The sequence below is a fragment of the Neorhizobium tunisiense genome (assembly GCF_039631515.1).
Lineage (GTDB): Bacteria > Pseudomonadota > Alphaproteobacteria > Rhizobiales > Rhizobiaceae > Neorhizobium.
The window spans coordinates 186397-210134 of record NZ_JBDIUU010000011.1 but is presented as its reverse complement, the minus strand read 5'-3'; the positions used below and the strand labels follow the sequence as shown (position 1 = coordinate 210134).

Genomic DNA, 23738 nt, shown 5'->3' with positions numbered 1-23738 from the left:
GGATGGTATAGCACCACCCTCTATCCTCGCTATATCGGCGACGTGAATGGTGACGGACGCGATGACATCGTGGGGTTCGGATCTCATCAGGTCCTGGTTGCACTTGCGACGGCGGCCGGCACCTTCGCGGCGCCCATTACTGCGCTGACGGGCTACTTCGTCTCCACGGTCGGCTGGAACGACTCGACCAAATGGCTGCGGCGGATCGGTGACGTGAACGGCGACGGACGGGCCGACATCGTCGCCTTCGGCGCCGATGGGGTGCAGGTCGCGCTCGGCAAGGCCGACGGCACGTTCGAACTGCCGATCGTCGGACTGGCGGGCATGTTCGGCCACAGCGCCGAGGCGGGCGGATGGGCGAATGCCAGTCAGGCACCGCGCGAGGTCGCCGACGTCAACGGTGACGGCCGGGTCGACATCGTCGGCTTCGGCGCCAATGGTCCGGAGGTCGCCTTCGGTCGAGCCGACGGCACCTTCTCCGACGTCTATTACGGCCTCTTCAACACGTTCGGAAGCTCGACCGCCGCCGGCGGCTGGACGAACGACAGCAGCAATCCGCGGCTGCTCGGCGATGTCGACGGCGACGGCAAGGCCGACATCGTCGCGTTCAATCCGACCCTGGTGGAGGTCGCGCTGTCGCAGACCGGTACCCGGCCGGTGTTCAACGAGACGCTGACCGGCACGATCGATGCGGATGTCATCTATGGCTTCCAGGGCAATGACGCGATCAACGGCGGCGATGGCGGCGACTGGTTGTTCGGTGGAGAGGACAACGATGCGGTCAGCGGCGGAGCCGGCAATGACGAGATCTATGGCGGCGAAGGCAACGACACCCTGACCGGCGGCTCGGGCAGCGACGCCTTCGTGTTCACCCCGAACTTCGGCCATGACACCGTCACCGACTTCTCGGTGGCCGGCGGCGACGTCATCCAGTTCGACAAGGCGGTCTTCGCCAACTGGGCACAGCTGCTCTCGCACGCCGTCCAGTCGGGATCGAACGTCGTCATCACCGCCGATCCCGACAACTCAATCACCCTGCAGTCCGTCGCTCTGTCCAGCCTGCAGCAGTCGAACTTCCAGTTTGCTTAGAATAGTGGGGCTTGGGCAGCCCGATAGTAACGAGGCAGTAGGGACTTAGTTGGGGAATGAATAGCGTCGAAGCTCGGCCGCAGCCAGTTCAAAAGCTGGATTCAGGCCTGCGCGCACTTTGCGGTATCGCAGCGTTTTATCACATTGCGGCTGACCCTGAAGCTCTCCAGAGGGAGTTGGCCCTGATCGGCCGCTGCGCCGACGATCGCGACGTGCTCCGCGCGGCCAAGCTGATCGGACTGAAGGCAAGGTTGATCAGAAGGATTACGCAGGACCGGCTCAGGACCGTTCCCGTGCCAGCCATAGTCCAACTTGTCGACGGTACCTACCACGTTTTTGCGGGCATCGCCGACGGCAAGCAGTTCCGTCTGGTCGATCCTATCAGCAAGCATGATCGCGTCGTCAACGCAGATGATCTTCTATCCTCGATTGACGATCGCATTATCCTTCTCAGCCGCCGAGCTGGAGGAGCAGGTGTCAACCCACGCAGTTTTGGACTGAAATGGTTCTTGCCGTCAATATGGCGATACCGCAAGCCAATAGCACATGTGCTGCTTGCTTCTCTCTTCATCCAGATATTCGCGCTCGTTACACCACTCTTTTTCCAGCTGGTAGTCGACAAGGTCTTGTCGCACAAAGGCTATTCTACACTTACGGTTTTGGTCACCGGCATCGTCATTATCGGGATTTTCGATGTCACGCTGCAGTATCTCCGGACCTATATCCTGTCGCATACGACAAATCGTATCGACGTCGAGCTGGGACAGAAGCTCTTCCGTCATCTGCTAAGACTCCCGCTTCAGTATTTCGAGAGCCGCTCCGCCGGACAGACCGTGGCACGCGTGAGAGAGTTGGAGACAATACGAAGCTTTCTGACGGGGCAGGCGCTATTTTCATTGCTGGATCTGATTTTTACCTTCGTCTTTATCGCGGTGCTATACGCCTACTCCCCGCAACTGACGCTGATCGTTGTCGCGTCGATCCCAATCTATGTCCTTATAGGTATCCTCATTCGCCCCCCACTCCGTGATCTGATCAATGAAAAATTCAATAGGGGTGCACTTAGCCAGCAGTTTCTGGTTGAGGCCATAGTTGGGATCCATACCGTCAAGGCTGGCGCTGTTGAACCGATCCTGCAATCGCAATGGGAGGAGAAGCTTGCCGCCTATGTGCGCACCGCATTCGACGCCACACGGTTGAGCGCGGTCGGCCAGAATGCGATCCAATATGTGAGCAAGCTGTCGGCTGCGTTTCTGCTATACTTCGGTGCGCAGGCGGTGATCGATGGGGAGCTATCGGTCGGAGCGCTCATTGCCTTCAATATGCTCGCTGCCCAGGTTACCCAACCTGTTCTAAGATTGTCTCAGCTCTGGCAGGACTTTCAGCAGGTCCAAATTTCGGTTGAACGCCTCGGGGACTTGCTCAATTCCCCAATCGAACCCATGCCGCAGCAGCGCATGACGCTCCCGAAACCGAGAGGCGCAATCAGTATGAGGAACGTCACCTTTCGCTATCGTCCTGGATCGCCCGAAGTTCTGAAGTCAATCACGCTCGATATCGCGCCCGGAGAGGTCATCGGGGTCGTCGGCGCGTCCGGCTCCGGCAAGTCAACGCTAACGAAGCTCCTGCAGCGACTCTATCTGCCTGAGGAGGGGCAGGTTCTTCTCGACGGAATAGATCTCTCGAATGTAGATCCCTCCTGGCTTCGTAGCCATATCGGCGTCGTCCTCCAGGAGAATATCCTTTTCAATCGCTCCATCCACGATAATGTAGCCTTCGCCAACCCCGCGATGTCGCGCGCGGAAGTGATGTCGGTGGCCAAGCTCTCCGGAGCCGACGAATTCATTGCCAAATTGCCGCAAGGCTATGACACGATGATAGAGGAGCGGGGTGCGAACCTCTCCGGCGGTCAGCGGCAGCGGATCGCCATCGCTCGTGCCCTCGCTACCAATCCGCCTATTCTTATTTTTGACGAAGCGACCAGTGCGCTTGATTATGAAAGCGAGCGTGTGATCCAGACTAACATGATGAAAATCGCTAGAAACCGCACGGTCATCATCATTGCCCATCGTCTGGCTGCAGTCCGCACCTGTAATCGCATCTTGGGGATGGCCGATGGGCGGATACTTGAAAGCGGTTCGCATTCCGAGTTGTTGGTCAACAAAAGCGGGATCTATTCCAAGCTCTGGGCTCTTCAAAGCGATGTGAGCGTCTCATGAAGACCGGCAAAGAGCGTTCATCGTCAAAGCGCGCAAAACGTGCCGATCAGGAGTTTCTGGCGCCTGCGCTTGAGATACTAGAGACACCGCCTTCGCCGGTGCAGACGGCTATCCTTACGCTGATCTGTTCGTTCGCGATGACAGCTCTGATCTGGGCTTATGTGGGGCGTGTCGATATCGTCGCAGTTTCGCAGGGTAAGTTTCAGCCCACCGGCAAGGTGAAGGTCATTCAGCCGGTCGTGACAGGCAAAGTGGTAAAGCTGCCGCCCGCCAACGGCACATACGTCAAGGCCGGCGACATATTGCTGGAACTCGACCCGACACAGGCACTGTCGGAGGAAAAAGGATTGCGCGATAAGCTGAACTCCACAGAAGCTGAGGCTACCCGAAGGCGAGCTGCCATTGCCGCAGCGCGCCAAGGCCTAATGTCATCTGAGGTTAAGGTTGATTGGAGCCCCACCATTCCGGCAGATATCCGCCTTCGAGAGGAGCAGATCCTTCTCGTAAGTTTAGATGAGTTGGAATCAACGCTTTCTGCATTGCGGGCGCAACGTTCTCAAAAAGAAGCCGAACGACAACAGAAGACCGCAGAGATTGAGGCCCAGCAATCACTCATCGAAACGTTACGGCAGAGAGTGGATATGCGAAACACGTTGGTGTCCCGAACTGCGGGCACCATTTCCAGCGTTATCGACGCGACCGAACTGATGAAAACGCGAGAGACGGATCTGGTTACCCTGGTGGGCGAGATGAGCGTCGCAAGTGCCGGTGTAACTGTTTTTAGTGCCGAGATTGAGAAAACAGCCCGTGCGTTTGTGAGTGATCAGGCTCAAAAACTCGGCCAATCCCTACGGGAGGCGGAAGAGTTACGGAACCTTTTGGCAAAAGCGGAAAGCCAGCGGCGGCAACTGGTTGTCGAAAGTCCTGTTGAAGGTATCCTACAAGCATCAGCAGTCTTCACACTTGGACAGGTCGTTACCACCGGCCAGGATCTCGCGCGGGTAGTTCCGTTTGACTCAGAATTGGAGATTGAGGTGTACGTCTTGAATCGGGACATCGGATTCATTCAGCCAGGTCAGTCGGCAGTCGTGAAAGTTGAGTCTTTTCCGTTCACCCGCTATGGCTCACTTGAAGCGACCGTCAAACAAATCGCGACGGATTCCCTGCCCCAGCAGGATGCCCAACTGATTGAAGGAAATCCAAATGCGACGTCATCGCGCGATCGCTCCTTTTCAGGCACGGAAAGAATACAAAACCTTGTATTTCCGGTCACCCTACGGCCGGAGAAGGACGTCATCGAAGCGGACGGCACGGTGGTCGCACTCACGCCAGGTATGGCCGTTACGGTCGAAATAAAAACGGGCTCCCGTCGCATCCTGGAGTATTTGTTCTCTCCGCTCGTGGAGGTAGCCTCGCGAGCATTTCGCGAGCGATAGCGAAGGTTTGACGGCAAACTACGGTGAAGACTGTCTTGCAATGAGGCTGCTGACTGCCAGTGCTCGTGCTAACACTAGACTGTATGTTCGGACAAAATCCACTCCATCAGCTCTCAGGGGAAATAAACACCCTTACCTGATCGAGATCGGGCGCCTTCTCATAATGAAAATGTCGTGCTCGATTCTCCAAAAGAATTGGTTCTCATTCGCCCAGTCGACCAGCCTGGAAATATCCGGGTAGCCATACATCTCGAAATTTTCAGGCAGGAAACAGCGGACATCATCGATCAATATAGCGACCGCTCGAAAGTTTGTCATGTTGGAGGAAATGGCGGCTAGCTCATCCAAAACAGGGCAGTCCTGCGCACCACGGTAGGTGATCCCCGCGGAGTAGTGTCCGTCGAGCCAGAAATTGATATCGCCTGACAGTTTCGGCAGTAATCCCGGCAATATCTCTTCGCTAGTCCCGTTGTGTACCTGAACGTTTCGGCCGGCGAACTTGTCGGCCGCCTTTTGGTAGAGGCTCGCTTCCGGCTCAATCGAGTGCACAAAAGGAAACTTTGACGCCAGAAACTGTGTCGTCTTGCCGAGGTAAGTCCCGGTCTCAACCCATTGAGCACCCTCCAGCCCGTGTTTCAGGAACATCCTTTCCTTCAGGAATTGGGGGGATTGTTCCGAATAATCGCGTTGCTCCCATTCCTTAAGGGCCCTTAGGATCGACAGCTCTTTGCGCCTATCAGACCTAAACTGATTCAACTTGCCGAACATGCCGTTTCCTGTCCAATTCCTTTGTCGCACTGTCTACCCTCTTTCGCCCTTCCTCTCAAGCATCGTTATATCACCTCGCTTTGCGCCCATTGCTCTTGGCGACGATTATCCGGGCCAAATCCTGCCGCCATGATTTGGGGCCTATGAAATGCCCGTGATGAGCTCCTGGAGGATTTGCACCACCGGCAGCGGGGGCAGCGACGAGACAGCCCAGTTGAGAGATTTTCGCGACGGCGACGCACTCGCGAACTACTTCAAATCCACCGCCGCTCCGTGGTCGGCGCAGACGCAAGCATTCGTCGCGTACGGCAACATCTGACTTTTTCCAATGTCGAACTCCTAAAGGTTCAGGCTGGCGAGCGAGCGCAACGAGGCGATCGCCTGTCCGAGAATTGGCGGCAGCCGCAGGGATCACGGCTAATACGATCACAAGGATCGAAAACGGCGCAGACGCAAAGCAATCGAAGCTGGACGCGATTCGTGCTGCGTTGGAGAAGGACGTCATCTTCCTGTTCGATGGCGAGACCACGACGGTCGGCGTTGGGATACGGCTTCGCCCAGCTTAGGCTGTCCACCTCAGCACATCATCGCCAAAGCTCTTTGGATGCCGTGTCCTGATCGGCCTCGTGTTGCAAGTGTGTTGCACGGACTTGTTTGCAACACCTAGACACCCGCTGCAATCATTGGGAATCTTGCAACATGGACACAACACGCTGACAAGCGCAGACACCAAACGCTTGATTTCTTAGAGAAAAAATGGTGCCCGGAGGCGGATTTGAACCACCGACACGCGGATTTTCAATCCGCTGCTCTACCAACTGAGCTATCCGGGCATCGAGGCCTATGAAGCCTTCCGGCCCGAGGCCGGCGGGGGCATTTCCCCCGGAGCGAGCGGGGTTATAACATCTTGTTCGGCCATGTCCAGCGCCAGAGCCCACTTTTTTGACAGGTTTGCGAAAATCGCGATTTCCTGAACAAAAACAGTCACCCGCTTGTCCGGCCAGTTGCCCGGCTCAGTCGTCCGAACCGTCGGCCTTGGCCTCGTCGTCCGAGACCGGAATGGCGTAGGAGCCCGTCAGCCAGCGTGACAGGTCGAGCGTGCGGCAGCGGTCGGAGCAGAAGGGATAGTGGTCGCGCGCCGACGGCTTGCCGCATTCCGGGCAGGGCCTCGTCTTCCGGAGCGGCTCGACCTTGCCGCCCGTCTTGATCGGTTCTGATGTCATCTTTTGAATACTCCTTTCTACAGGGGCATGGCGCATTCGGGAGCCTTAACTCCGATGACACCCTGCGGGCGCAGCCAGAGCACCTTTCGGCCTGCTCCATCGGCCTGCGCCGTCCGAACCCGCCTCTTTCAGCCCTCCGGCCAGGCCGCCACCACGTCGAAGCCTTCGCCGGCCAGAAGTCCGGTCACCTCGAAAAGCGGCAGGCCGACGACATTGCTGTAGGAGCCGACGAGTTTCTGGACGAACGATCCGGCAATGCCCTGGATCGCGTAGGCGCCTGCCTTGCCGCGCCATTGCCCGGACGCGATATAGTTTTCGATCTCGCGGGTGGAAAGCCGCTTGAAGCGCACCTTGGTCTGCACGACCTTCTGCCGGAACTGGCCGCCGGGGGTGATCAGGCAGATGCCGGTATAGACCCAGTGGCCACGCCCGGAGAGCAGGTGCAGGGCGGACGAGGCTTCTTGCGTATATTCGGTCTTTTCGAGAATGCGGCGGCCGACGGCGACCACCGTGTCGGCCGACAGGATATAGCTGTGCCGCCAGGCCGGGTCGTTTCTGATGGCGTTAAGCGCCGCTTCGGCCTTTTCGGTCGAAAGACGGCGGGCGAGCGAACGCGGATGTTCGGATTTCTTCGGCGTCTCGTCGATATCCATCGGCATCAGCCGCGCCGGCGTAATACCGGCCTGGTTGAGGAGGTCGAGGCGGCGCGGAGAACCGGAGGCCAGTATCAGCTTTTGTTCCAGCGCCATGAGAGCCCGCCGCGAAAGATTAAGGATTACTTGAAGCGGTAGGTGATGCGGCCCTTGGTCAGGTCGTAGGGTGTCATTTCGACGAGCACCTTGTCGCCGGCGAGAACGCGGATGCGGTTCTTGCGCATGCGGCCGGCGGTGTGGGCAATGATTTCGTGTTCGTTTTCGAGCTTCACGCGGAATGTCGCGTTGGGCAGGAGTTCGGTCACGACGCCCGGGAATTCGAGGACTTCTTCTTTAGCCATCTATAGGTTTTCTTCCTGTGTTGGGTTTGGGCCGGCAAAGCTTGTTTTCGCCCGCCCGGAAATTTGCGCGGAAACTACACAATCATGTCCGCTTTGTGAACCTAGCTTGAGCGCTATTCTCAATGTCGTTTCAACCGGCCTGTGTGGAGCGTCGAGGCGGGCCGTTTCAGGCCGTCTCGGCCGGATGCCGGTTGATGCCGGAAAGGCGCTCGTCGATCAACTTCCAGAGATGGTCGCGAACCTCCCGATAGGCATCGAGCATCTGGTCGCGGGTGCCTGTCGCAGCGGTCGGGTCCATGGTCGGCCAGTAGACCACGTCCACGGCATTTGAACGGGTCAGTTCCAGCGCGGCATGGTGGGCTTCCGGCGTCAGCGTGACGATCAGGTCGAAAAAATCGTCCTCGAGTTCCTCCAGCGTACGCGGCTGATGGCGGCCGATCGAAAGCCCGACCTCCTCCAGCACCGCATCCACGAAGGGATCGCGCTCGCCGGAACGCACGCCCGCCGACTGGACGTAGATATCGGGAGGCAGCAGCCGCTTTGCAATGGCCTCCGCCATCGGCGAACGGATGACGTTGAAGCCGCACATGAAAAGGATGGCGCCCGGTTTTTTGGCCTTCGTCTCGATCTTCGTCTCCGGGGCGGGCACTGCCTCCATGTTCAGCCGCGCCAGTAGAGCACGCAGACCAGCGTGAAAAGCCGCCGCGCGGTATCGAAATCGACGCGGATCTTGCCGTCGAGGCGGTCCATCAGCGTCTGCGAGCCCTCGTTATGGACGCCGCGCCGGCCCATGTCGATTGCCTCGATGCGGCTCGGGGTCGAGGAGCGGATCGCCTCGTAATAGCTCTCGCAGATCATGAAATAGTCCTTGATGATCCGCCGGAAGGGGGTCAGCGACAGGATATGGGTCGCGACCTGCTCGTCCTTGTCCGTGGTGATGCCGAGCACCAACTTGCTGTCGACCAGCGACAGCTTCAGCTTGTAGGGGCCGCCGACATGGCCGAGCGGCTCGAAGGAGTTTTCCTCGACGAGATCGAAGATGGCGACCGCCCGCTCATGTTCCACATCGGGCGTCGAGCGCCCGATCGAGTCGTCCAGAACGACGTCGTAGAGCCGGTAGACCGCTGCCCCCATCCGTCAGCCCTCGTCGTCGAGGGGGAGCCCGTTCAGGCGGATGGCGACGGAACGGGCATGGGCATCGAGCCCTTCGGAATGGGCAAGTGTGATCGCCGCGGGCGCCAGTTGGCGAAGCTGGTCGGGGCCGAGCCGCAGGATCGAGGTGCGCTTAACGAAGTCGAGCACCGAAAGGCCGGAGGAGAACCGCGCCGAGCGTGCCGTCGGCAGCACATGGTTGGAGCCGCCGACATAATCGCCGATCACTTCCGGGGTATGGCGGCCGATGAAGATCGCGCCGGCATTGCGGATGCCGGGCAGCAGCGCGTCGGGATCGGCGACCGCAAGCTCCAGGTGCTCGGCGGCGATGCGGTTGGCGAGCGGCAGCGCGGCCTGCAGGTCCGGCACCAGGATTACGGCGCCGAAATCGCGCCAGCTCGCGGCAGCGGTTTCCGATCGCGACAGGGTCTTCAGCTGGCGTTCGACGGCCGCCTCGACAGCTTTGCCGAGTTCGGCGTCGTCGGTGACGAGGATCGACTGCGCGCCGGCATCGTGTTCGGCCTGGGCGAGCAGGTCGGCCGCCAGCCAGTCCGGATCGTTCTCGCCGTCGGCGATGACAAGGACTTCCGAGGGGCCGGCGATCATGTCGATGCCGACGGTGCCGAAGACATGCCGCTTGGCGGCCGCCACATAGGCATTGCCGGGGCCGACGATCTTGGCGACCGGGGCGATCGTCTCGGTGCCATAGGCGAGTGCCGCCACGGCCTGGGCGCCGCCGATGCGATAGATCTCGGTGACGCCGGCGATACGGGCAGCGGCGAGCACCGCCGGATTGATCGTTCCGCCATTCGCCGGCACGACCATGACGACGCGCGGCACGCCGGCGACCTTCGCCGGCACCGCATTCATCAGCACCGAGCTCGGATAGCTGGCGGTGCCGCCGGGAACATAGAGGCCGACCGCCTCGATCGCCGTCCAGCGCGAGCCCAGGCCGACGCCGATCGCATCCTCGTAGAGGTCGTCCTTCGGCATCTGGCGGGCATGGTGGCGCTCGATGCGCCCGGCGGCAAACGTCAGGGCATCGATGACCTTCCGGTCAGTCGCGGCAAGCGCCGCGTCGATCTCGGCCTCGGTCACCTTTATTCCGACCTTGGCGAGATCTATACCGTCGAAACGGGCGGAATAGTCGATCAGCGCCTGGTCGCCACGGGCGCGCACATCGTCGATAATGGCCCGCACCACCGTATTCACATCTTCCGAGACCTCCCGCTTGGTGGAGAGAAATGCGGAAAACTTCGCCTCAAAGTCCTGCGACGCCTGATCCAGCCAGATTGCCAAGCGGATATTCCTTCCAACTCAAAAAACGATGTTATCCCGGTCGGGCCATTCGGGCAAAGGGGCCGGATCAGGGATGACGGGGCTTAGACGCCGTTTCCCATGCGCCGCCGACATCCGCAAGAGCAACTTCGATGCATTCGACATCGAGCGCAATCGTCGATTTGCCGGACAGGACGAGTTCGATCGTGCCTTCCGGGCCATCGCCCTTCTGCGAGAAGGTGATCGCGAGTAGCGACAGGACCTCGTCCGGGCGGCCGCGGTTGACGCCGGTCGAACGGACGGCCTCGACCCGCTTGAAGACGATCGCCGCACGGCGGCGTTCGAAGCCCTTGCGCTGCTTGGCCGCGGCATTCTCCCAGACAAAGCGGTTGGCCGCGAGCGAGAAGTTGCGCTCGGGCTGCGACCAGCGCACGTCGCCCACCTTGAAGACCGCATCCTGCATATGGGCGGAAATGACGCCCAGGTCGTCCGTATCAAGGGCCAGCAGCTTCAAGTCGGTCATCGCTTCCAATATCCATCCAGAGGCGCGCATTCACGCGAAAGTTCCTAGGACTTGAGATAGGATGTGGCGAGGCAAGAAGCAACGGCGCGGCCCAAGACAGAACGCACCTTTATCCGCGCCAACTGACGTACGGCGCGGTTTGAAGACGGGAATGGGGCAGGCAGGGCATTGAATGGTGATGTGAGGTAGGTTTCCGCCTGCCCCGATCGCTTTTTCGGTTTCCGGAGGATTTCCGAGCCCTCCGTCGCCGCTTTGACGACCGTCATCGGAACCGGGCGCTTTCGAACCTTGGTGAAGGCAGCCGGTTCGCGAACCCGGTTCCCATCTGATGACGCGGCCATTATTGCCCGGTGCCTTGGCCGCGGGGACGTCGGCGGGGTTAAAAATCTGCCAAGCCTTTGATAAAACACGACGGCAAATGCCGGCCGGCCGCTTTTCGTCCCCGGTCCTCAAGGGGATTGCAGACGGAGCGTGCGGCGGTGCAGCAGCAAAAGGCCGAGAAGCGCTGAAAAGGCGAAGATCGAGATGACCCGGGCCAACCACAGGGCGGCGTGGGGACCGGCGGAGGTGAGGATGGCAGTGAATACCGGTGAGGCGGCGGCAAAGGAGAGGTTGAGGGGCACAGCGAGCTGCGCCGATGCGCGGGGATAGGCGCCGGCGGGGAAAATCTGCAGCGGCAGCGCGGCGCGGATGACGGCGGTGATGCCACTCGCAAGGCCGTATAAAGTGGCGAACAGCATTGCGCCGGTGAAGTTGCTGGTCAGCAGAAGAACGATGAAGCTCAGCAGGAACAGTGCCGTGGCGGCAAGGCCGGTGGCGAAGCTCGACTACCGCCGGCCGCCGAGGAAATCGACCAGCCGCCCCGCCCATTGGGCGATGCCGATAAGGGCCGCGGCCGCCAGCGCGTCGCGCTTCAGCTCGGAAAATCGGCGGAAAGGCTGATGTCCTCCCAGAGTTCGATCTGGGCCAGCCGCTCCTTCAGTTTCTGGGTGACGGCGTTGTAGCAGATGGCCCCCAAGACCAGGTGGCGGGGGGCTTCCGCCGCCTCTGTCGCGGCGATCATCGCTTCGCCGGCGCGCACCGGATCGCCCGGCTGGCGACCGCTGTAACCGGATGTCGCCCCCATGCGGGCGGCGGCGGTCTCGGCATAGTCGGCGATCGTGCTCGGCGTCTGCTTCAGCGAGCGGCCCGCCCAGTCGGTACGGAACGGCCCCGGCTCGACGCAGGTGACCTTGATGCCGAGCGGCGCGCCTTCATGGGCGAGCGCATCGGAAAAGCCTTCGACCGCGTGCTTGCTCGCCGCATAATAGCCGGAACTCGGGAGGCCCATGAAGCCGGCCATCGAGGTGATGTTGAGGATGTGGCCCTTGCGCCGGGCACGCATGCCCGGCAGCACGGCGCGGGTCATGGCGAACAGCCCGAAGACATTGGCGTCGAACATCGCCCGGATCTCGTCCTCCTCGCCTTCCTCGATCGAGGCCTGGTAACCGTAGCCGGCATTGTTGACCAGTACGTCGATGCGGCCGAACGTCTGTTCGGCGGCGGAAACCGCATCGGCGATCTGCTTCATGTCCGTCACGTCGAGATCGAGAGCCAGGACATGATCCTTGCCTTCAGCCAGATCGGCCACCCGATCCTTGCCGCGGGCAGTGACGACGGTCGGCCAGCCGCGCTCGATCGTCAGCTTGGCGAGTTCGCGGCCGAAGCCGGTGGAGCAGCCGGTGATGAACCAGACGGGGGCATGAATATCGGTCATGGGGAAAATCTCCGTGGGGTGCCGGATCAAACAATATGAGGCGGGAAAGGGATGGACGTCTCAAAGAGATAGAAACGCAAAAAAGGACGGCAAGGGCAATGCCCTGCCGTCCTTCGCAAAATATCAGCCTTTCGGATCGCTCAGTCGCTGACGCGTTCGACCAGCGCGCCGCAGCGGGTGAGCTTTTCTTCCAGCCGCTCGAAACCGCGATCGAGATGGTAGACGCGGCTGACCATGGTTTCGCCTTCGGCGGCAAGGCCGGCGATGACCAGCGACACGGAGGCGCGCAGGTCGGTCGCCATGACCGGGGCACCCTTCAGCCGCGTCACGCCTTCGACACGGGCCTTCTGGCCGGACAGCGAGATCCTGGCGCCGAGGCGGGCGAGTTCCTGAACGTGCATGAAGCGGTTTTCGAAAATGGTCTCGGTGATGTTCGAGACGCCCGAGGAGCGGGTCATCAGCGCCATGAACTGCGCCTGCAGGTCGGTCGGGAAGCCCGGGAAAGGTTCGGTGGTGATATCGACGGGCTGGATGCCGTTGCCGTTGCGCACGACGCGCAGGCCGCTTTCCGTCTCGGTGATCTGGGCGCCGGCCAGCCGCAGCGTGTCGAGAGCGTTGTCGAGCAGCGATGCTTCGGTGCCCTCGAGCACGACGTCGCCGCCGGCCATGGCGACCGCCATGGCATAGGTGCCGGTTTCGATGCGGTCCGGCAGGACGCGGTGGCGGGCACCGGAGAGCGAGGTGACGCCCTCGACGGTGATGGTCCTGGTGCCGGCGCCGGAAATCTTGGCACCCATGGCGGTCAGGCATTTTGCAAGATCAACAACCTCCGGCTCGCGTGCGGCGTTTTCGATCACCGTCGTGCCGCGGGCAAGCGTCGCCGCCATCATCATCACGTGGGTGGCGCCCACGGAGACTTTCGGGAAGACGTAAGTGGCGCCAATCAGGCCACCCTTGGGCGCCGTGGCATTCACATAACCGCCATCGACTTCCAGGGTGGCACCGAGCGCCTGGAGGCCTTCGAGGAAGAGATCGACCGGGCGCGTGCCGATGGCGCAGCCGCCGGGCAGCGAAACGCGCGCCTGGCCTTCGCGGGCGAGCAGCGGTCCGATGACCCAGAAGCTCGCCCGCATCTTCGAGACCAGCTCGTAAGGGGCGGTCGTATCGACAATGGTGCGGCAGGTGAAGTTGATGGTGCGGGAATAGCCCTCTTCCTGGCGCTCGCGTCGGCCGTTGACGGCGACATCGACCCCATGATTGCCGAGGATGCGCAGCAGCTGTTCGACGTCGGCCAGATGCGGCACGTTTTCGAGCGTCAGCGTATCGCTCGTCAGAAGGGAGGCGATCATCAGCGGCAGAGCGGCGTTTTTCGCTCCCGAGATCGGAATGGTGCCCTTGAGTTCGTTGCCGCCCACAATTCTGATGCGATCCATAAGTTGTAACTCTTCCTTCTGAGCGCGAAAGGTGGCGTCCTTAAACGAAATCCGCCGCTGCTTCAATGATTGCTGAAATGGCCTGCCTGAATAGCCTGCCCGCTGCCCCGTCTCGGCGCATAAGCTATGATGATTCGTCCGTTTTTGCGGCAGGCAGTCCCTGTTTTGCAGCGGGCAACCCTTGTGTTGAATCCTCCTCGCCGGCCCGGCGCGCCCGCGCCTGGGTCTTGCGGCGCATCAGATTCTCGCGGAGTTTGGCCGCAGCCTTTGCCTTGCGCTGCTGCTCGCGCGCTGCGGCCGCCTTGCGGGCCCTGTCGCCGCGGCCTTCGCCGATATCTGCGCCTTCTGGATCGTGCCGTTCTTCATCATTCACCATGGCTCTCCATATCTAAAAAGCGGGCTTCTTGAAAGCGGAAGCGACGTTTTCCCCACTCGTTGGCAAAGAACTTGGAATTTGCGGCTTGCGCTGCCGGTGAACCTATGGCAATAGGCCGCTGCCGACGACGCGGGTCTTTCGCGCCGGCTGACGCTGCTATAGCTCAGGGGTAGAGCACTCCCTTGGTAAGGGAGAGGCCGAGAGTTCAAATCTCTCTAGCAGCACCATTTTCCTTCTGGAAAAGCGGTTCGGACTTGCCCACTCATTGACGGCTCCCGTCAATCGAGGCGCTGCAGAGCTTGGCCCGAGTTGCCCACAGGCCGCGCCTCCTCCGGCGAGACGCTTCTTGCCGTCTCTCGGCAATTCTCCCTCAATTCTCCCTTCTATTATTAAGCGTGAACGCCAAAGGCGATGATCCGAGAGCGAACGGAACTTGTTATGCTGCCGTTCATTTTAGCTCTGCTAATTTGGCTTATTACCGTTGCTGGAGAGAACAAATGAAAGCGAAACAACTCGGATTGCTGGCGGGCATATCGGCCTTGCTTGTCGGCATCAGTATTCAACCTGCGCCTGCCACTGCCCAAGGGTTCGAATTTGAATTCGGAGAGCGTGGCATGCGGATCGAGCGCCCCGATGACTATGATCGGCGATACGAGCGCCGCTATGAGCGTTCGGGCTGCGGCCCGCGTGAAGCTCTAGCCGCCGCCTCACGTCATCTGGACGACCCGTATATCAGCAGGGCGAACCGTAATTACTATTTTATCGGCGGGTACGGCAAGCGCGGCGGGAGCCGTGGCCGCCCGGATTCAGTTATTATCTCCCGGGCTCCCGGATGTCCGCGAGCTTAAGGGCTTTCGGGCAGCGCAGCGAGGCTTGACCGCGAACGGTGCCGGACCAGCTTGTGCGGCTTCGGCGCGCGGCCCAGCATGTACTGGCGTTCCGCGGATGCAGCGGAGATGGTCCACGTTCTACTTGTAAGGCAGGCGGTGCCCGTATTTGGGAAAGGTGATATGAAACCATAGGCCGGCAGAGAGCCCGTGGGCCTTCCCGTAGGCTTCTGCTTTCTCGCGCCTCACCGCGCTATGACCGCGGTGAGGCGCACAACAGCAGTTACAAACCGTCCCATATCCGATCACATCAACCAGTCGCACGATCGTTTCCATCAGTTCCCGCCGGGCGAATCGAAGGAACTGTGAGCGCACCAGAATACTTTCACAGCGGCGAAAAGCCTCGTACCGCGCCATGCACGCGCGCAACGGCGGTGGAGAATCGTATATTGCGCGGTTGGCAAAGTGGTCTCCGAGCGTTTATTACGCCACCCATGTGAGAAGTTATCGTCGGGTGCGACGAGCGGGAGCCAATTTGAAAGCCACGAAGAACCACCTGGATCCGGGCACTGTGACCAGCGTCCTCAAGCGGGTGATCGCCGAAAACGGCAGGGATCATCTCCGCGGTTATGTCTTTGCGATCTCCTGCCTGGTCGTGACAGCCATGTCCACCGCCTTCACGGCGTGGATCATGGAGTCGGTTGTCAACGAGGCTTTCGCCAACAAACGGGCCGACATGGTCCTCGTCATCTGCTTTGCGATCTTTGCAGCCTTCGTCATTCGCGGCCTGGCGACCTACGGTCAGGCGGTGACGCTCTCCAAGATCGGCAACAATATCGTCGCCCGCTATCAGCAGCGTCTCTATTCGCATATCATGAAGCTATCGGTCGGCTTTTTCGCGGAATCGCGATCGGCCCAACTCGCCGGACAGGTCGGCCACAATATCGGCGGCATAAGAGACGTCCTCAACCTGGTGGTCACATCGACTGCGCGCGATCTGCTGACCCTGGCGTCGCTGATCGTCGTGATGATTTCCAAGGACTGGGTTCTCTCGCTGATCGTGTTTGCCGTGGCGCCACCGCTCATTCTTGCGATCCGCTACCTGTCGCAGCGGCTGCGCAGCGTGACGCGCGAAGCCGTCGAGGTCAGCAGCAAGGTGCTGGGCGCCATGCAGGAAACCATCCAGGGCATTACCGTCGTCAAAGCCTTCACCATGGAACAGCAGCTGGAGCAGAAGGTCCGGCGCATTATCGAGACGTCCGAAAGACAGAGCAACCGGATTGCCCGCCTGTCTGAACGCACCGCGCCGCTCACCGAGACATTCGCAGGCGTGGCGATCTCCAGCGTGATCGGATATGCCGCATTCCGTTCGATCTATGACGACGTTGCCCCCGGCGCCTTCTTCGCCTTCATCACGGCCCTCCTGATGGCCTACGACCCGGCCCGCCGGCTGGCCCGGATGCAGGTGCAGCTCGAACGATCCGTCATCAACGCCCGGATGATCTACAATCTGCTCGACATGCAGCCATTGCAGCGGGAAAATCCGAACGCACCCGACCTTGTCGTCACCAAGGCGCAGATCGAACTGAAGGGTGTCGTGTTTGCCTATGGCAGCGGCCAGCCGATCCTCAAGGGGGTGGACCTGGTCGCGGAAGGCGGCAAGACCACCGCCCTGGTCGGCCCGTCGGGCGCCGGCAAGTCGACGATCATCTCGCTGATCCCGCGCTTCTACGACCCGGCCGAAGGCCAGATCCTGATCGACGGACAGGACATCGCCCATGTGACCAAGGCGTCGCTGCGGCACAGCCTCGCCTATGTCACGCAGCAGCCCTACCTGTTCGAAGGAACGATCCGCGACAACATCCGCTATGGACGGCCCGAGGCGACCGATGCCGAAGTCGAGGAAGCCGCCCGCCTCGCCCATGCCCACGAGTTCATACTCAAGCAGCCGGCGGGGTACGAAACACCGGTCGGCGAACACGGCATGACCCTCTCCGGCGGCCAGCGGCAACGTCTGTCGATCGCACGCGCGCTCGTGCGCAACGCACCGATCCTTCTTCTCGACGAAGCCACCTCCGCGCTCGACAACGAATCCGAAGCCGCCGTGCAAAGGGCACTCGATTCGGCCATGGACGGACGAACCGTCGTCGTCATCGCCCATCGCCTCTCGACGGTCGTCAACGCCGACAAGATCATCGTCATGCACGAAGGACGGGCAGTCGAAGAAGGCACCCATGAACAGCTCGCCAACCGAAAGGACGGCCTATACGCACGCCTCAACAACCTAAAGGCGCCGGAAGAGAACGGTCGAATAAAAAATGTCCAGCCATGATGAGAAAGGCCTGCGTTAGGCTGCACTACCGATGCGTTCAGCATCATTCCACCGACTATCGTTTCGGCTGGTTCTGGATTGACTTTTGCTGCAGAAGATACTCCAAAACGATGGTGGCGACCTCCTTGCAAGCTAATATTGAAGACCTAGGGAACGTTCAGACCTTACCTTGGATTGAAGTCAGATAGCTGCTAATCTGCAACTGGCAGTGCTCTCTCTCGCATGTGAGAGGCAGACATAGTCTGTTTGGTACATCAGACGTGGAATTGTGATGGAGGGAATGAAACTTATATTCAGAACGATCTTTAGAAAAGCCTCCTCGCGCGTTTCTGTATCACCTATCTGGTTTGATACCTATGAGGACGCTTTGACTTCTTGCGGCGGCAAAGGCTATGCAGCGGAAGATCTTGTTAATCTAGTAGTAGAAAAGAACCTCCTTTTCAGAGACAACTTGCGGTCTGGCGCAACAATACCGTTAGATTCTCTGCGCATTATGATTGGAATCGGGTCGATGGCGCCAATGACCACCCTCCGCATTTTGGACTTTGGCGGTGCTGGCGGTAATCATTATTCGATTGTCCGCGCGGCGCTGGGTGCGGATCGTGATATACGATGGAACGTGATAGAAACAGAGCCCATGGTACGTGCTGCGAACAGAACGCTAGCAGGGGGAGGGTTGAAATTCTTTGACAATATTGCTGACGCTGCTTCCGATCTTGGTCAGGTCGATCTTGTTTTCACCAGTGGCGCCCTACAATATACCCCGGACCCGCTAATGTTTTTTTCAATGTTGCTTGAGGTGGGAGCCAGGTATCTGTTTATCACGCGGACCGCATTCAACACGATCGATGAAAAGGTAATTACACTTCAAAGATCGCGCCTTTCTGACAATGGCCCTGGGTCTTTACCCGCCGGATTTGTAGATCACGAGATTGAGTATCCAATCACCTTTGTAGGTAAAGCAACGGCGGAACACCTGATCAGGCAACGCTACTCTATTCGCTTCTCCATAGAGGAAGGTCAGGCCTATCGACGGCAGGGCCCTCAGTTTCATATGTACGGGTATTTCTGCGACCTGAAAGGCACTGGGATTTGAAACAGCCAAGATCTGGTCTCGATCGGCTGTCACACGCGCTAGGCCGCCCAGTTATCAGCGCCAGATCCAGTTTTGTGTCAAACGAATCGTTTAGTTGCCTTATTCCTAGAAAAGAGGCACCTGCCCCGAACATCTTAGTACCTCGTATAACACCTTCCTGACGGAATGGTGGACGCAGGGCTGCATGAGGGTACGGGCGATGACCGAGGCGATAAAGCGAAAAAAACTTCTGGTCGTGGAGCGAAAGCTCGAGCACAATCGCGGGCATCATCATACCCAGATTTCTGCGTTGAGTATGTTGCTTCCGGACCATGATACAAACTTCGTGGCAGGAGAATCCTATGACGGGTTCATGGGAGCAGCGGCCGGAAAGCTTGCCGCGCGGTCCGTTAAGCTCGCTCGACTGCGATCGCGACTGCAATATGGGAATGTATCCCAAAGGCTGGGGGCGGTATTCGGCGCCCTTAAATCTGCGCATACGCTCAGGTTGCCCCTCTCGGCGTTTGGGGCGCCGTTGGCGGGGATATGCCGCAGCCTGCAACTGGGTCCGGATGATCTCGTCATCGTGCCGACGGCAGACCTCGATGCCCTTGAGTCAGCCATCGAGCTGACCACTATGTTCGCAGATAGAGCACCCAGGATTTGCCTCCGTTTTCTCAATTCGGAACTGGGTGACCGAAACGGCAGGATCCGTTCAAAGCGACTGCGTGCGATCCTTGGGAAGCTGCCTGCGAACATTTTCCTGTTCACCGAGACCGAGGAGCTCGCCGCTTATTTCCGCCAGAACTTTGGCATGCCTGTGGAAGGCGGGTTTTACCTGCCTTGCAGCATGCCTGTCGCAATGCCCCCCAGTCTTGGGATCGATCAAGGCGGAAGATTTCGAATAGGCGTTTTCGGAGAACCGAGACCCGAGAAAGGCAGCCAAAGGCTCACAGATATCGTCGCGGCACTTGCCGAGTTGGCGGAGGCCGGATCGACGGCGCCAATAGATTTCGTCATCCAGGGTTCGGCGGCGGATTTTCGTGAGGGCGGCGTCTACGCGGCTTTACAAGAATTTCTGAAGGGTGAGCGGAATGTCTTTGTTTCTCCGCAGGACAATCGCATTTCGCCGGAGGAATTCGAGCAGCTTTTTCATTCGGTAGACGCGGTTCTGCTGCCTTACGAAACGGCTATTTACAGCCACCAGGGATCCGGTGTCGTTCAAGATGCCGTCGCGGCGCATAAGCCGATCATCCACACCCGAGGGATGTCGATGATGGCGTTTCTTTCGCATGGAAACGGCGTGGCTGCGACGACCGATCGGGAATTTGCGGAAGCTATTCTGCGCATCGCAGCCAATCCCGAGAGCTTTCGGCAAGCTACCGCCCGCGCAGCCGCTTATTTCCAGGATACCCTCGCTGCCAACCCGCTTCTGCGCGTATTGAACACCTCGTTGCATAATCGGCAGCAGGGTTCATAAGTCGGCCAGACCGAACCGGTCTTCTTTGGGCTGGCTGTCCGATTTTGGGCTACTAAATCTTCTGGATGTCCGCGACAGGTGCTAGATACACCGCAACAGTAGGGGTATACGCTTCCGATGGGCCACACATCCTGGGATGAAAAATGATTAAGCGGATAAGTTTCAACGGGACAGAGATTGCGATCATCATATCCAGCAAATTCACCTCACCGGGTGTGACATTCGTGACGGATGGAAGCTATTCGCAGCAATTGGCCTATATGAAACGCCCCGAGGGCGAATATATCCGGCCCCATTATCACAATCTGAACGAGCGGGCGGTCCATCTGACCCAGGAAGTGCTCGTCATCAAGAGCGGCCGTCTGCGGGCCGATTTTTACACCTCCGAACAGCAATATATCGGGTCAGAAGAGCTCGGCGCGGGCGATGTGCTGATGCTGACTTCCGGCGGACACGCTTTCAAGATGCTTGAGCCCGTTGAGATGCTGGAGGTCAAGCAAGGCCCCTATGCCGGAAACGAAGACAAAACCATCTTCGAAGGGGCGTCGGAGCAGGAAATCATCTCCTTGCCACCCGCCCATTTTTCGATCGATCCAGACCAGAAGGTGAAGGCTCCATGATCCCCGTCAACACACCGTCATTCAAGGGGCGGGAAGCCGAATACCTCGCGGAGTGCATCGAGAGCGGCTGGGTCTCCTCCGAAGGCCCCTTCGTTCGCCGCTTTGAGAAAGCCTTTGCCGCCAAGGTTTCGCGCGCGGACGGCGTCGCGGTCGCGAATGGCACATGCGCCCTGGACGTCGCCGTCAAGGCTCTGAAGATCGGAGAGGGCGACGAAGTCATCATTCCGACATTCACCATCATCTCCTGTGCCGCCGCCGTCGTTCGCGCCGGCGCGACACCGGTCGTGGTCGACTGCGATCCCATCACCTGGAACATGACGGCAGAGGCTGTCGAGCAGCGCATCACGCCCCGCACAAAAGCGATCATGGTGGTGCATATCTATGGTCTGCCCGTCGATATGGACCCGATCCTCGAACTGGCCAGGCGTCATGGCCTGAAAATCATCGAAGACGCCGCTGAGATGCATGGGCAGACCTACAAGGGAAAACCCTGCGGCAGTTTTGGCGATATCAGCATATTCAGCTTCTATCCCAACAAGCATGTCACGACGGGCGAAGGCGGCATGGTCCTGTCGGACGACCCCGAACTGCTCGAGCGGTCACGCTCGCTTCGAAATCTCTGCTTCATCGAGGAGCAAAGATTTGTGCATCACGAGCTGGGGTGGAACTACCGGATGTCCAACCTGCAGGCTGCCCTGGGGCTGGCGCAGGTCGAACAGCTGGATGACGTCGTTTCGCGCAAGAGAGCGATCGGCGCGGCCTATGAAGAGCGCCTGGGCGATCTCGACTGCTTCGACAGGGCTCCGCGCTCGACCAACTATGCCGACAATATCTACTGGGTTTTCGGTCTGGTGGTCCGCCCCTCGGCGAAAAAGACCCGCGCCGAGATCGTTTCGGCCCTGTCCAGCCGGAAGATCGGCACGCGCCCATTCTTCTGGCCGATGCATCGCCAGCCGGTCTTCGAGAAGATGGGGCTTTTCGCAGGTGAACATCATCCGGTCTCGGAGCATATCGGTGCCAACGGCTTTTATCTTCCAAGCGGTCTTGGACTGTCGGACGCGGATATCGACGAGGTCGCCAGTGCAGTCCGCGAGATCGTACGATGAGCGTGTTCGCGAATTACGCGGAAATCTATGACACACTCAACGCCGGCAAGGATTATGCGAAAGAGGCTGAGTTCGTCGCGCAACTGGTGCGGGAGACTGCGCCAGGTGCCCGCACCCTGGTGAATTTTGGCTGCGGCACGGGCCAGCACGATCTGCTGCTGGCCAAAAGCGGCTTCGAAACTCTGGGCGTGGAATTGAGCGCTCACATGCTCGCGCAGGCGCAAGCAAGAGGCATGGCGGCCGATATCCCTGAAGGGTGCGCGCGCTTCACGCAGGGCGATTTCCGGAACTTTGATGCCGGACGGTCGTTCGATGCGGTTGTCTCGCTGTTCCATGTCATGAGCTATCAGACAGATGAAGCCGACGTGGCGGCTGCATTCGCGACATTAAGCGCCCACATGTCAGACGGATCCGTTGCTCTCTTCGACCTCTGGCACGGGCCGGCCGTCGAGCATGTGCTCCCTGAAACCCGTGTCCGCCGGGCCGAAAACGACAATCTCAAGATTGTCCGGATCGCGGAGCCGCAGCATGATAGCAACGCACATGTCGTCACCGTCAAGTTCACCTTCTTCGTCGAAGACAAGAAGACCGGGGCGATCTCGAGTTTCGAGGAACTCCATCCGATGCGGTATTTTTTCCCGGCTGAAATTCAACGCCACATAAAAGCCGCCGGTTTGAAGCTGACGGAGACCGGCGAGTGGCTGACCCGGAGTTCGCCTTCGCGGGACACCTGGAGTGTCTACTATCTCGTTGAGAAAACCGGGCACTGATGATGGCGACAGAGGATGCAGTGGCGAAGTCCAGGCTCAAACTCGCGGTGATTCTGGAAAAGAGGATTTCCGTCGGGGGTGGCTTCAACCAATCGATCACTGCCGCCCTGCAGATGCTGCGGATCGCGCCGGAACCCTATGACGTCGAAATCTATACGACCATAGAAAGCAATATCGCAACCCTTGCCACCTACGGCTTGAAGGTTCGGCATTTCGTCAAGCCGAAGCGCAAGCTGTCCAAGAAGATCGCCCAGGCCTTCCAGTCCGCGCGCAGACGGCGTGAAGAGATGACGGAATTCGAGCTTGAGATAAAGCGGCAGGAAATAGATCTCGTCTACTTCACTGCACCGAGCGGATATGCACTCGACCTCCAGGCGACGCCTTACATTTTCACGATCTGGGATCTCTGTCATCTGGAACATCCCGAGTTCCCCGAGGTCACCGAAAAGCGAGAGTTCGAAAAGCGCGAAGAGCTCTATTCACGCGCCGTCGTCAAGGCGGCCACGACATTGACCGACGGGCTTCACACCAGCCATTTGGCGTCACAGCGCTACGGCGTCGCAAGCGACCGCTTCATTGAGATGCCTTTTTCTCCCGCGCCGCTGCTGCGGGAGGCGACTTCAGCTCCGGGCGCGCTCGCTAAGGTGCTCGAAGGTTACGGCCTTGCCCCAGGTTACCTTTTCTATCCGGCGCAATTCTGGGCACACAAGAATCATGTCAGGTTGCTTGAGGCCTGCTCGCTTCTGTCCAAGCGCAACGGCACCGCGCCCAGCATCGTCTTCGCGGGGGGCGACCAGGGACATGCCGGCGCGATCAGGCGCATATCGGAACGTCTCGGAGTATCGGGCAACACACATTTCCTCGGCTTCGTGCCGTCCGAGGATATGAGCCTGTTATATCAGGGCGCTAAAGCGCTGGTCATGCCGAGCTATTTCGGCCCATCCAATCTTCCGCCCATGGAGGCATGGGTGCTGGGCAAACCGGTCCTCTATCCGCAGCGATTTGCCGATTTCGTAGGCGATGCCGCACTTCTCTTCGACCCGGACGACGCGCATTCGCTTGCCGACTGTATTGAACGGCTTGCACAAGGACCGGGCGATGGCCACTGGCAAGAGCTGGGCCGCCGGCGCCTAGAGCATTTCGAACGCGAAAGGCACACCGCAGAAGACCGGCTGAGGCTGCTGCTGACCCGCCTGGCCTCGAGGATGCCTGTGGCAGCCTGAATTCGGTGCAGGATCGTTCACCTGCGGCGTTCGCAAGCCCACCGTTCTCCCGCACGTC

General features: G+C 59.6%; 24 protein-coding genes and 2 tRNA genes. 13 read left to right on the top strand and 13 right to left on the bottom strand.

Annotated elements, in window-relative coordinates:
• From ABCW43_RS27015 to ABCW43_RS27005, 3 genes are all read left to right on the top strand, one after another.
• A partial coding sequence (locus tag ABCW43_RS27015) for an FG-GAP-like repeat-containing protein (protein WP_345930282.1) occupies positions 1-1089 on the top strand: 1089 nt, incomplete at its 5' end.
• A gap of 56 nt (positions 1090-1145) precedes the next feature.
• Complete coding sequence (locus tag ABCW43_RS27010) at positions 1146-3308, top strand: type I secretion system permease/ATPase (protein WP_345930281.1); 2163 nt, start codon at positions 1146-1148, stop codon at positions 3306-3308.
• Positions 3305-4744, top strand: a complete 1440-nt coding sequence (locus ABCW43_RS27005) for an HlyD family type I secretion periplasmic adaptor subunit (protein ID WP_345930279.1) — start codon at positions 3305-3307, stop codon at positions 4742-4744. Before ABCW43_RS27010 ends, ABCW43_RS27005 begins: the two co-directional genes overlap by 4 nt.
• A gap of 132 nt (positions 4745-4876) precedes the next feature.
• Here the strand turns inward: ABCW43_RS27005 and ABCW43_RS27000 are convergent, their stop codons facing one another.
• The gene (locus ABCW43_RS27000) at positions 4877-5512 is read right to left on the bottom strand and encodes a class I SAM-dependent methyltransferase (RefSeq protein WP_345930277.1); all 636 of its coding nucleotides are present in this window, start codon (positions 5510-5512) and stop codon (positions 4877-4879) included.
• A gap of 392 nt (positions 5513-5904) precedes the next feature.
• Between ABCW43_RS27000 and ABCW43_RS26995 the strand changes: the two genes are divergently transcribed.
• Complete coding sequence (locus ABCW43_RS26995; protein WP_345930275.1) at positions 5905-6078, top strand: XRE family transcriptional regulator; 174 nt, start codon at positions 5905-5907, stop codon at positions 6076-6078.
• 191 nt (positions 6079-6269) lie between these two features.
• Here ABCW43_RS26995 and ABCW43_RS26990 read toward each other — a convergent pair.
• The 12 genes from ABCW43_RS26990 to ABCW43_RS26935 all read right to left on the bottom strand — a co-directional run bounded on the left by ABCW43_RS26990 (position 6270) and on the right by ABCW43_RS26935 (position 14247).
• Positions 6270-6345 (bottom strand) — tRNA-Phe (locus ABCW43_RS26990).
• A gap of 180 nt (positions 6346-6525) precedes the next feature.
• On the bottom strand, positions 6526-6735 hold the full coding sequence (gene yacG / locus ABCW43_RS26985) for a DNA gyrase inhibitor YacG (protein ID WP_040124545.1): 210 nt from the start codon (positions 6733-6735) through the stop codon (positions 6526-6528).
• A 128-nt stretch (positions 6736-6863) separates the two neighbouring features.
• Complete coding sequence (locus ABCW43_RS26980) at positions 6864-7484, bottom strand: Maf-like protein (protein ID WP_345930272.1); 621 nt, start codon at positions 7482-7484, stop codon at positions 6864-6866.
• Between the two features lie 26 nt (positions 7485-7510).
• Entirely contained in the window at positions 7511-7729 is a 219-nt protein-coding gene (gene infA / locus ABCW43_RS26975; RefSeq protein ID WP_004435948.1) for a translation initiation factor IF-1, read from the bottom strand.
• Between the two features lie 166 nt (positions 7730-7895).
• Positions 7896-8387, bottom strand: a complete 492-nt coding sequence (locus ABCW43_RS26970) for an arsenate-mycothiol transferase ArsC (RefSeq protein ID WP_345930244.1) — start codon at positions 8385-8387, stop codon at positions 7896-7898.
• Between the two features lie 2 nt (positions 8388-8389).
• Positions 8390-8863 (bottom strand): UPF0262 family protein, encoded by a 474-nt coding sequence (locus ABCW43_RS26965; RefSeq protein WP_345930242.1) that lies wholly within the window; start codon positions 8861-8863, stop codon positions 8390-8392.
• A gap of 3 nt (positions 8864-8866) precedes the next feature.
• Positions 8867-10180: a histidinol dehydrogenase gene (gene hisD, locus ABCW43_RS26960; RefSeq protein ID WP_345930240.1), complete on the bottom strand. Its 1314-nt coding sequence runs from the start codon at positions 10178-10180 to the stop codon at positions 8867-8869.
• A gap of 67 nt (positions 10181-10247) precedes the next feature.
• Positions 10248-10682: a DUF2948 family protein gene (locus ABCW43_RS26955; protein ID WP_345930238.1), complete on the bottom strand. Its 435-nt coding sequence runs from the start codon at positions 10680-10682 to the stop codon at positions 10248-10250.
• Between the two features lie 449 nt (positions 10683-11131).
• Positions 11132-11422, bottom strand: coding sequence for a hypothetical protein (locus ABCW43_RS26950; protein WP_345930236.1), 291 nt, complete (start codon positions 11420-11422; stop codon positions 11132-11134).
• 173 nt (positions 11423-11595) lie between these two features.
• Positions 11596-12438, bottom strand: coding sequence for an oxidoreductase (locus ABCW43_RS26945; protein WP_345930234.1), 843 nt, complete (start codon positions 12436-12438; stop codon positions 11596-11598).
• 140 nt (positions 12439-12578) lie between these two features.
• Positions 12579-13871 carry a UDP-N-acetylglucosamine 1-carboxyvinyltransferase gene (gene murA / locus ABCW43_RS26940; protein ID WP_345930232.1) on the bottom strand — a complete coding sequence of 431 codons (1293 nt, stop codon included), beginning with the start codon at positions 13869-13871 and terminating at the stop codon, positions 12579-12581.
• 124 nt (positions 13872-13995) lie between these two features.
• Complete coding sequence (locus ABCW43_RS26935) at positions 13996-14247, bottom strand: hypothetical protein (RefSeq protein ID WP_345930230.1); 252 nt, start codon at positions 14245-14247, stop codon at positions 13996-13998.
• A gap of 152 nt (positions 14248-14399) precedes the next feature.
• On the opposite strand from ABCW43_RS26935, the gene ABCW43_RS26930 reads away from it, so the two are divergent.
• From ABCW43_RS26930 to ABCW43_RS26890, 9 genes are all read left to right on the top strand, one after another.
• Positions 14400-14474, top strand: a tRNA-Thr gene (locus tag ABCW43_RS26930).
• A gap of 270 nt (positions 14475-14744) precedes the next feature.
• Positions 14745-15095 (top strand): hypothetical protein, encoded by a 351-nt coding sequence (locus tag ABCW43_RS26925; protein WP_345930229.1) that lies wholly within the window; start codon positions 14745-14747, stop codon positions 15093-15095.
• A gap of 514 nt (positions 15096-15609) precedes the next feature.
• Positions 15610-17406 carry an ABC transporter ATP-binding protein gene (locus ABCW43_RS26920; protein ID WP_345930227.1) on the top strand — a complete coding sequence of 599 codons (1797 nt, stop codon included), beginning with the start codon at positions 15610-15612 and terminating at the stop codon, positions 17404-17406.
• Between the two features lie 280 nt (positions 17407-17686).
• A complete protein-coding gene (locus tag ABCW43_RS26915) occupies positions 17687-18502 on the top strand; it encodes a methyltransferase, TIGR04325 family (protein WP_345930225.1) in 816 nt (271 codons plus the stop codon).
• A 199-nt stretch (positions 18503-18701) separates the two neighbouring features.
• Complete coding sequence (locus tag ABCW43_RS26910; RefSeq protein WP_345930223.1) at positions 18702-19961, top strand: glycosyltransferase family protein; 1260 nt, start codon at positions 18702-18704, stop codon at positions 19959-19961.
• A 143-nt stretch (positions 19962-20104) separates the two neighbouring features.
• Entirely contained in the window at positions 20105-20581 is a 477-nt protein-coding gene (locus ABCW43_RS26905; protein WP_345930221.1) for a cupin domain-containing protein, read from the top strand.
• Positions 20578-21687 carry a DegT/DnrJ/EryC1/StrS family aminotransferase gene (locus tag ABCW43_RS26900; RefSeq protein ID WP_345930220.1) on the top strand — a complete coding sequence of 370 codons (1110 nt, stop codon included), beginning with the start codon at positions 20578-20580 and terminating at the stop codon, positions 21685-21687. Before ABCW43_RS26905 ends, ABCW43_RS26900 begins: the two co-directional genes overlap by 4 nt.
• Complete coding sequence (locus tag ABCW43_RS26895) at positions 21684-22457, top strand: class I SAM-dependent DNA methyltransferase (protein WP_345930218.1); 774 nt, start codon at positions 21684-21686, stop codon at positions 22455-22457. The genes ABCW43_RS26900 and ABCW43_RS26895 overlap by 4 nt, the downstream gene beginning before the upstream one ends.
• A complete protein-coding gene (locus ABCW43_RS26890) occupies positions 22457-23680 on the top strand; it encodes a glycosyltransferase family 4 protein (protein ID WP_345930216.1) in 1224 nt (407 codons plus the stop codon). The genes ABCW43_RS26895 and ABCW43_RS26890 overlap by 1 nt, the downstream gene beginning before the upstream one ends.
• Positions 23681-23738 lie beyond the last annotated feature (58 nt).

Coding starts and splice junctions, on each gene's coding strand:
- ABCW43_RS26945 (WP_345930234.1), bottom strand. CDS start 12,438: ATGACCGATATTCATGCCCCCGTCTGGTTCATCACCGGCTGCTCCACC.
- ABCW43_RS26895 (WP_345930218.1), top strand. CDS start 21,684: ATGAGCGTGTTCGCGAATTACGCGGAAATCTATGACACACTCAACGCC.
- ABCW43_RS26915 (WP_345930225.1), top strand. CDS start 17,687: ATGAAACTTATATTCAGAACGATCTTTAGAAAAGCCTCCTCGCGCGTT.
- ABCW43_RS26925 (WP_345930229.1), top strand. CDS start 14,745: ATGAAAGCGAAACAACTCGGATTGCTGGCGGGCATATCGGCCTTGCTT.
- ABCW43_RS27005 (WP_345930279.1), top strand. CDS start 3,305: ATGAAGACCGGCAAAGAGCGTTCATCGTCAAAGCGCGCAAAACGTGCC.
- murA (WP_345930232.1), bottom strand. CDS start 13,871: ATGGATCGCATCAGAATTGTGGGCGGCAACGAACTCAAGGGCACCATT.
- ABCW43_RS27010 (WP_345930281.1), top strand. CDS start 1,146: ATGAATAGCGTCGAAGCTCGGCCGCAGCCAGTTCAAAAGCTGGATTCA.
- ABCW43_RS26955 (WP_345930238.1), bottom strand. CDS start 10,682: ATGACCGACTTGAAGCTGCTGGCCCTTGATACGGACGACCTGGGCGTC.
- ABCW43_RS26890 (WP_345930216.1), top strand. CDS start 22,457: ATGATGGCGACAGAGGATGCAGTGGCGAAGTCCAGGCTCAAACTCGCG.
- ABCW43_RS26900 (WP_345930220.1), top strand. CDS start 20,578: ATGATCCCCGTCAACACACCGTCATTCAAGGGGCGGGAAGCCGAATAC.
- ABCW43_RS26910 (WP_345930223.1), top strand. CDS start 18,702: ATGACCGAGGCGATAAAGCGAAAAAAACTTCTGGTCGTGGAGCGAAAG.
- ABCW43_RS26970 (WP_345930244.1), bottom strand. CDS start 8,387: ATGGAGGCAGTGCCCGCCCCGGAGACGAAGATCGAGACGAAGGCCAAA.
- ABCW43_RS27000 (WP_345930277.1), bottom strand. CDS start 5,512: ATGTTCGGCAAGTTGAATCAGTTTAGGTCTGATAGGCGCAAAGAGCTG.
- yacG (WP_040124545.1), bottom strand. CDS start 6,735: ATGACATCAGAACCGATCAAGACGGGCGGCAAGGTCGAGCCGCTCCGG.
- ABCW43_RS26980 (WP_345930272.1), bottom strand. CDS start 7,484: ATGGCGCTGGAACAAAAGCTGATACTGGCCTCCGGTTCTCCGCGCCGC.
- ABCW43_RS26950 (WP_345930236.1), bottom strand. CDS start 11,422: ATGCTGTTCGCCACTTTATACGGCCTTGCGAGTGGCATCACCGCCGTC.
- ABCW43_RS26965 (WP_345930242.1), bottom strand. CDS start 8,863: ATGGGGGCAGCGGTCTACCGGCTCTACGACGTCGTTCTGGACGACTCG.
- ABCW43_RS26935 (WP_345930230.1), bottom strand. CDS start 14,247: ATGGTGAATGATGAAGAACGGCACGATCCAGAAGGCGCAGATATCGGC.
- ABCW43_RS26905 (WP_345930221.1), top strand. CDS start 20,105: ATGATTAAGCGGATAAGTTTCAACGGGACAGAGATTGCGATCATCATA.
- infA (WP_004435948.1), bottom strand. CDS start 7,729: ATGGCTAAAGAAGAAGTCCTCGAATTCCCGGGCGTCGTGACCGAACTC.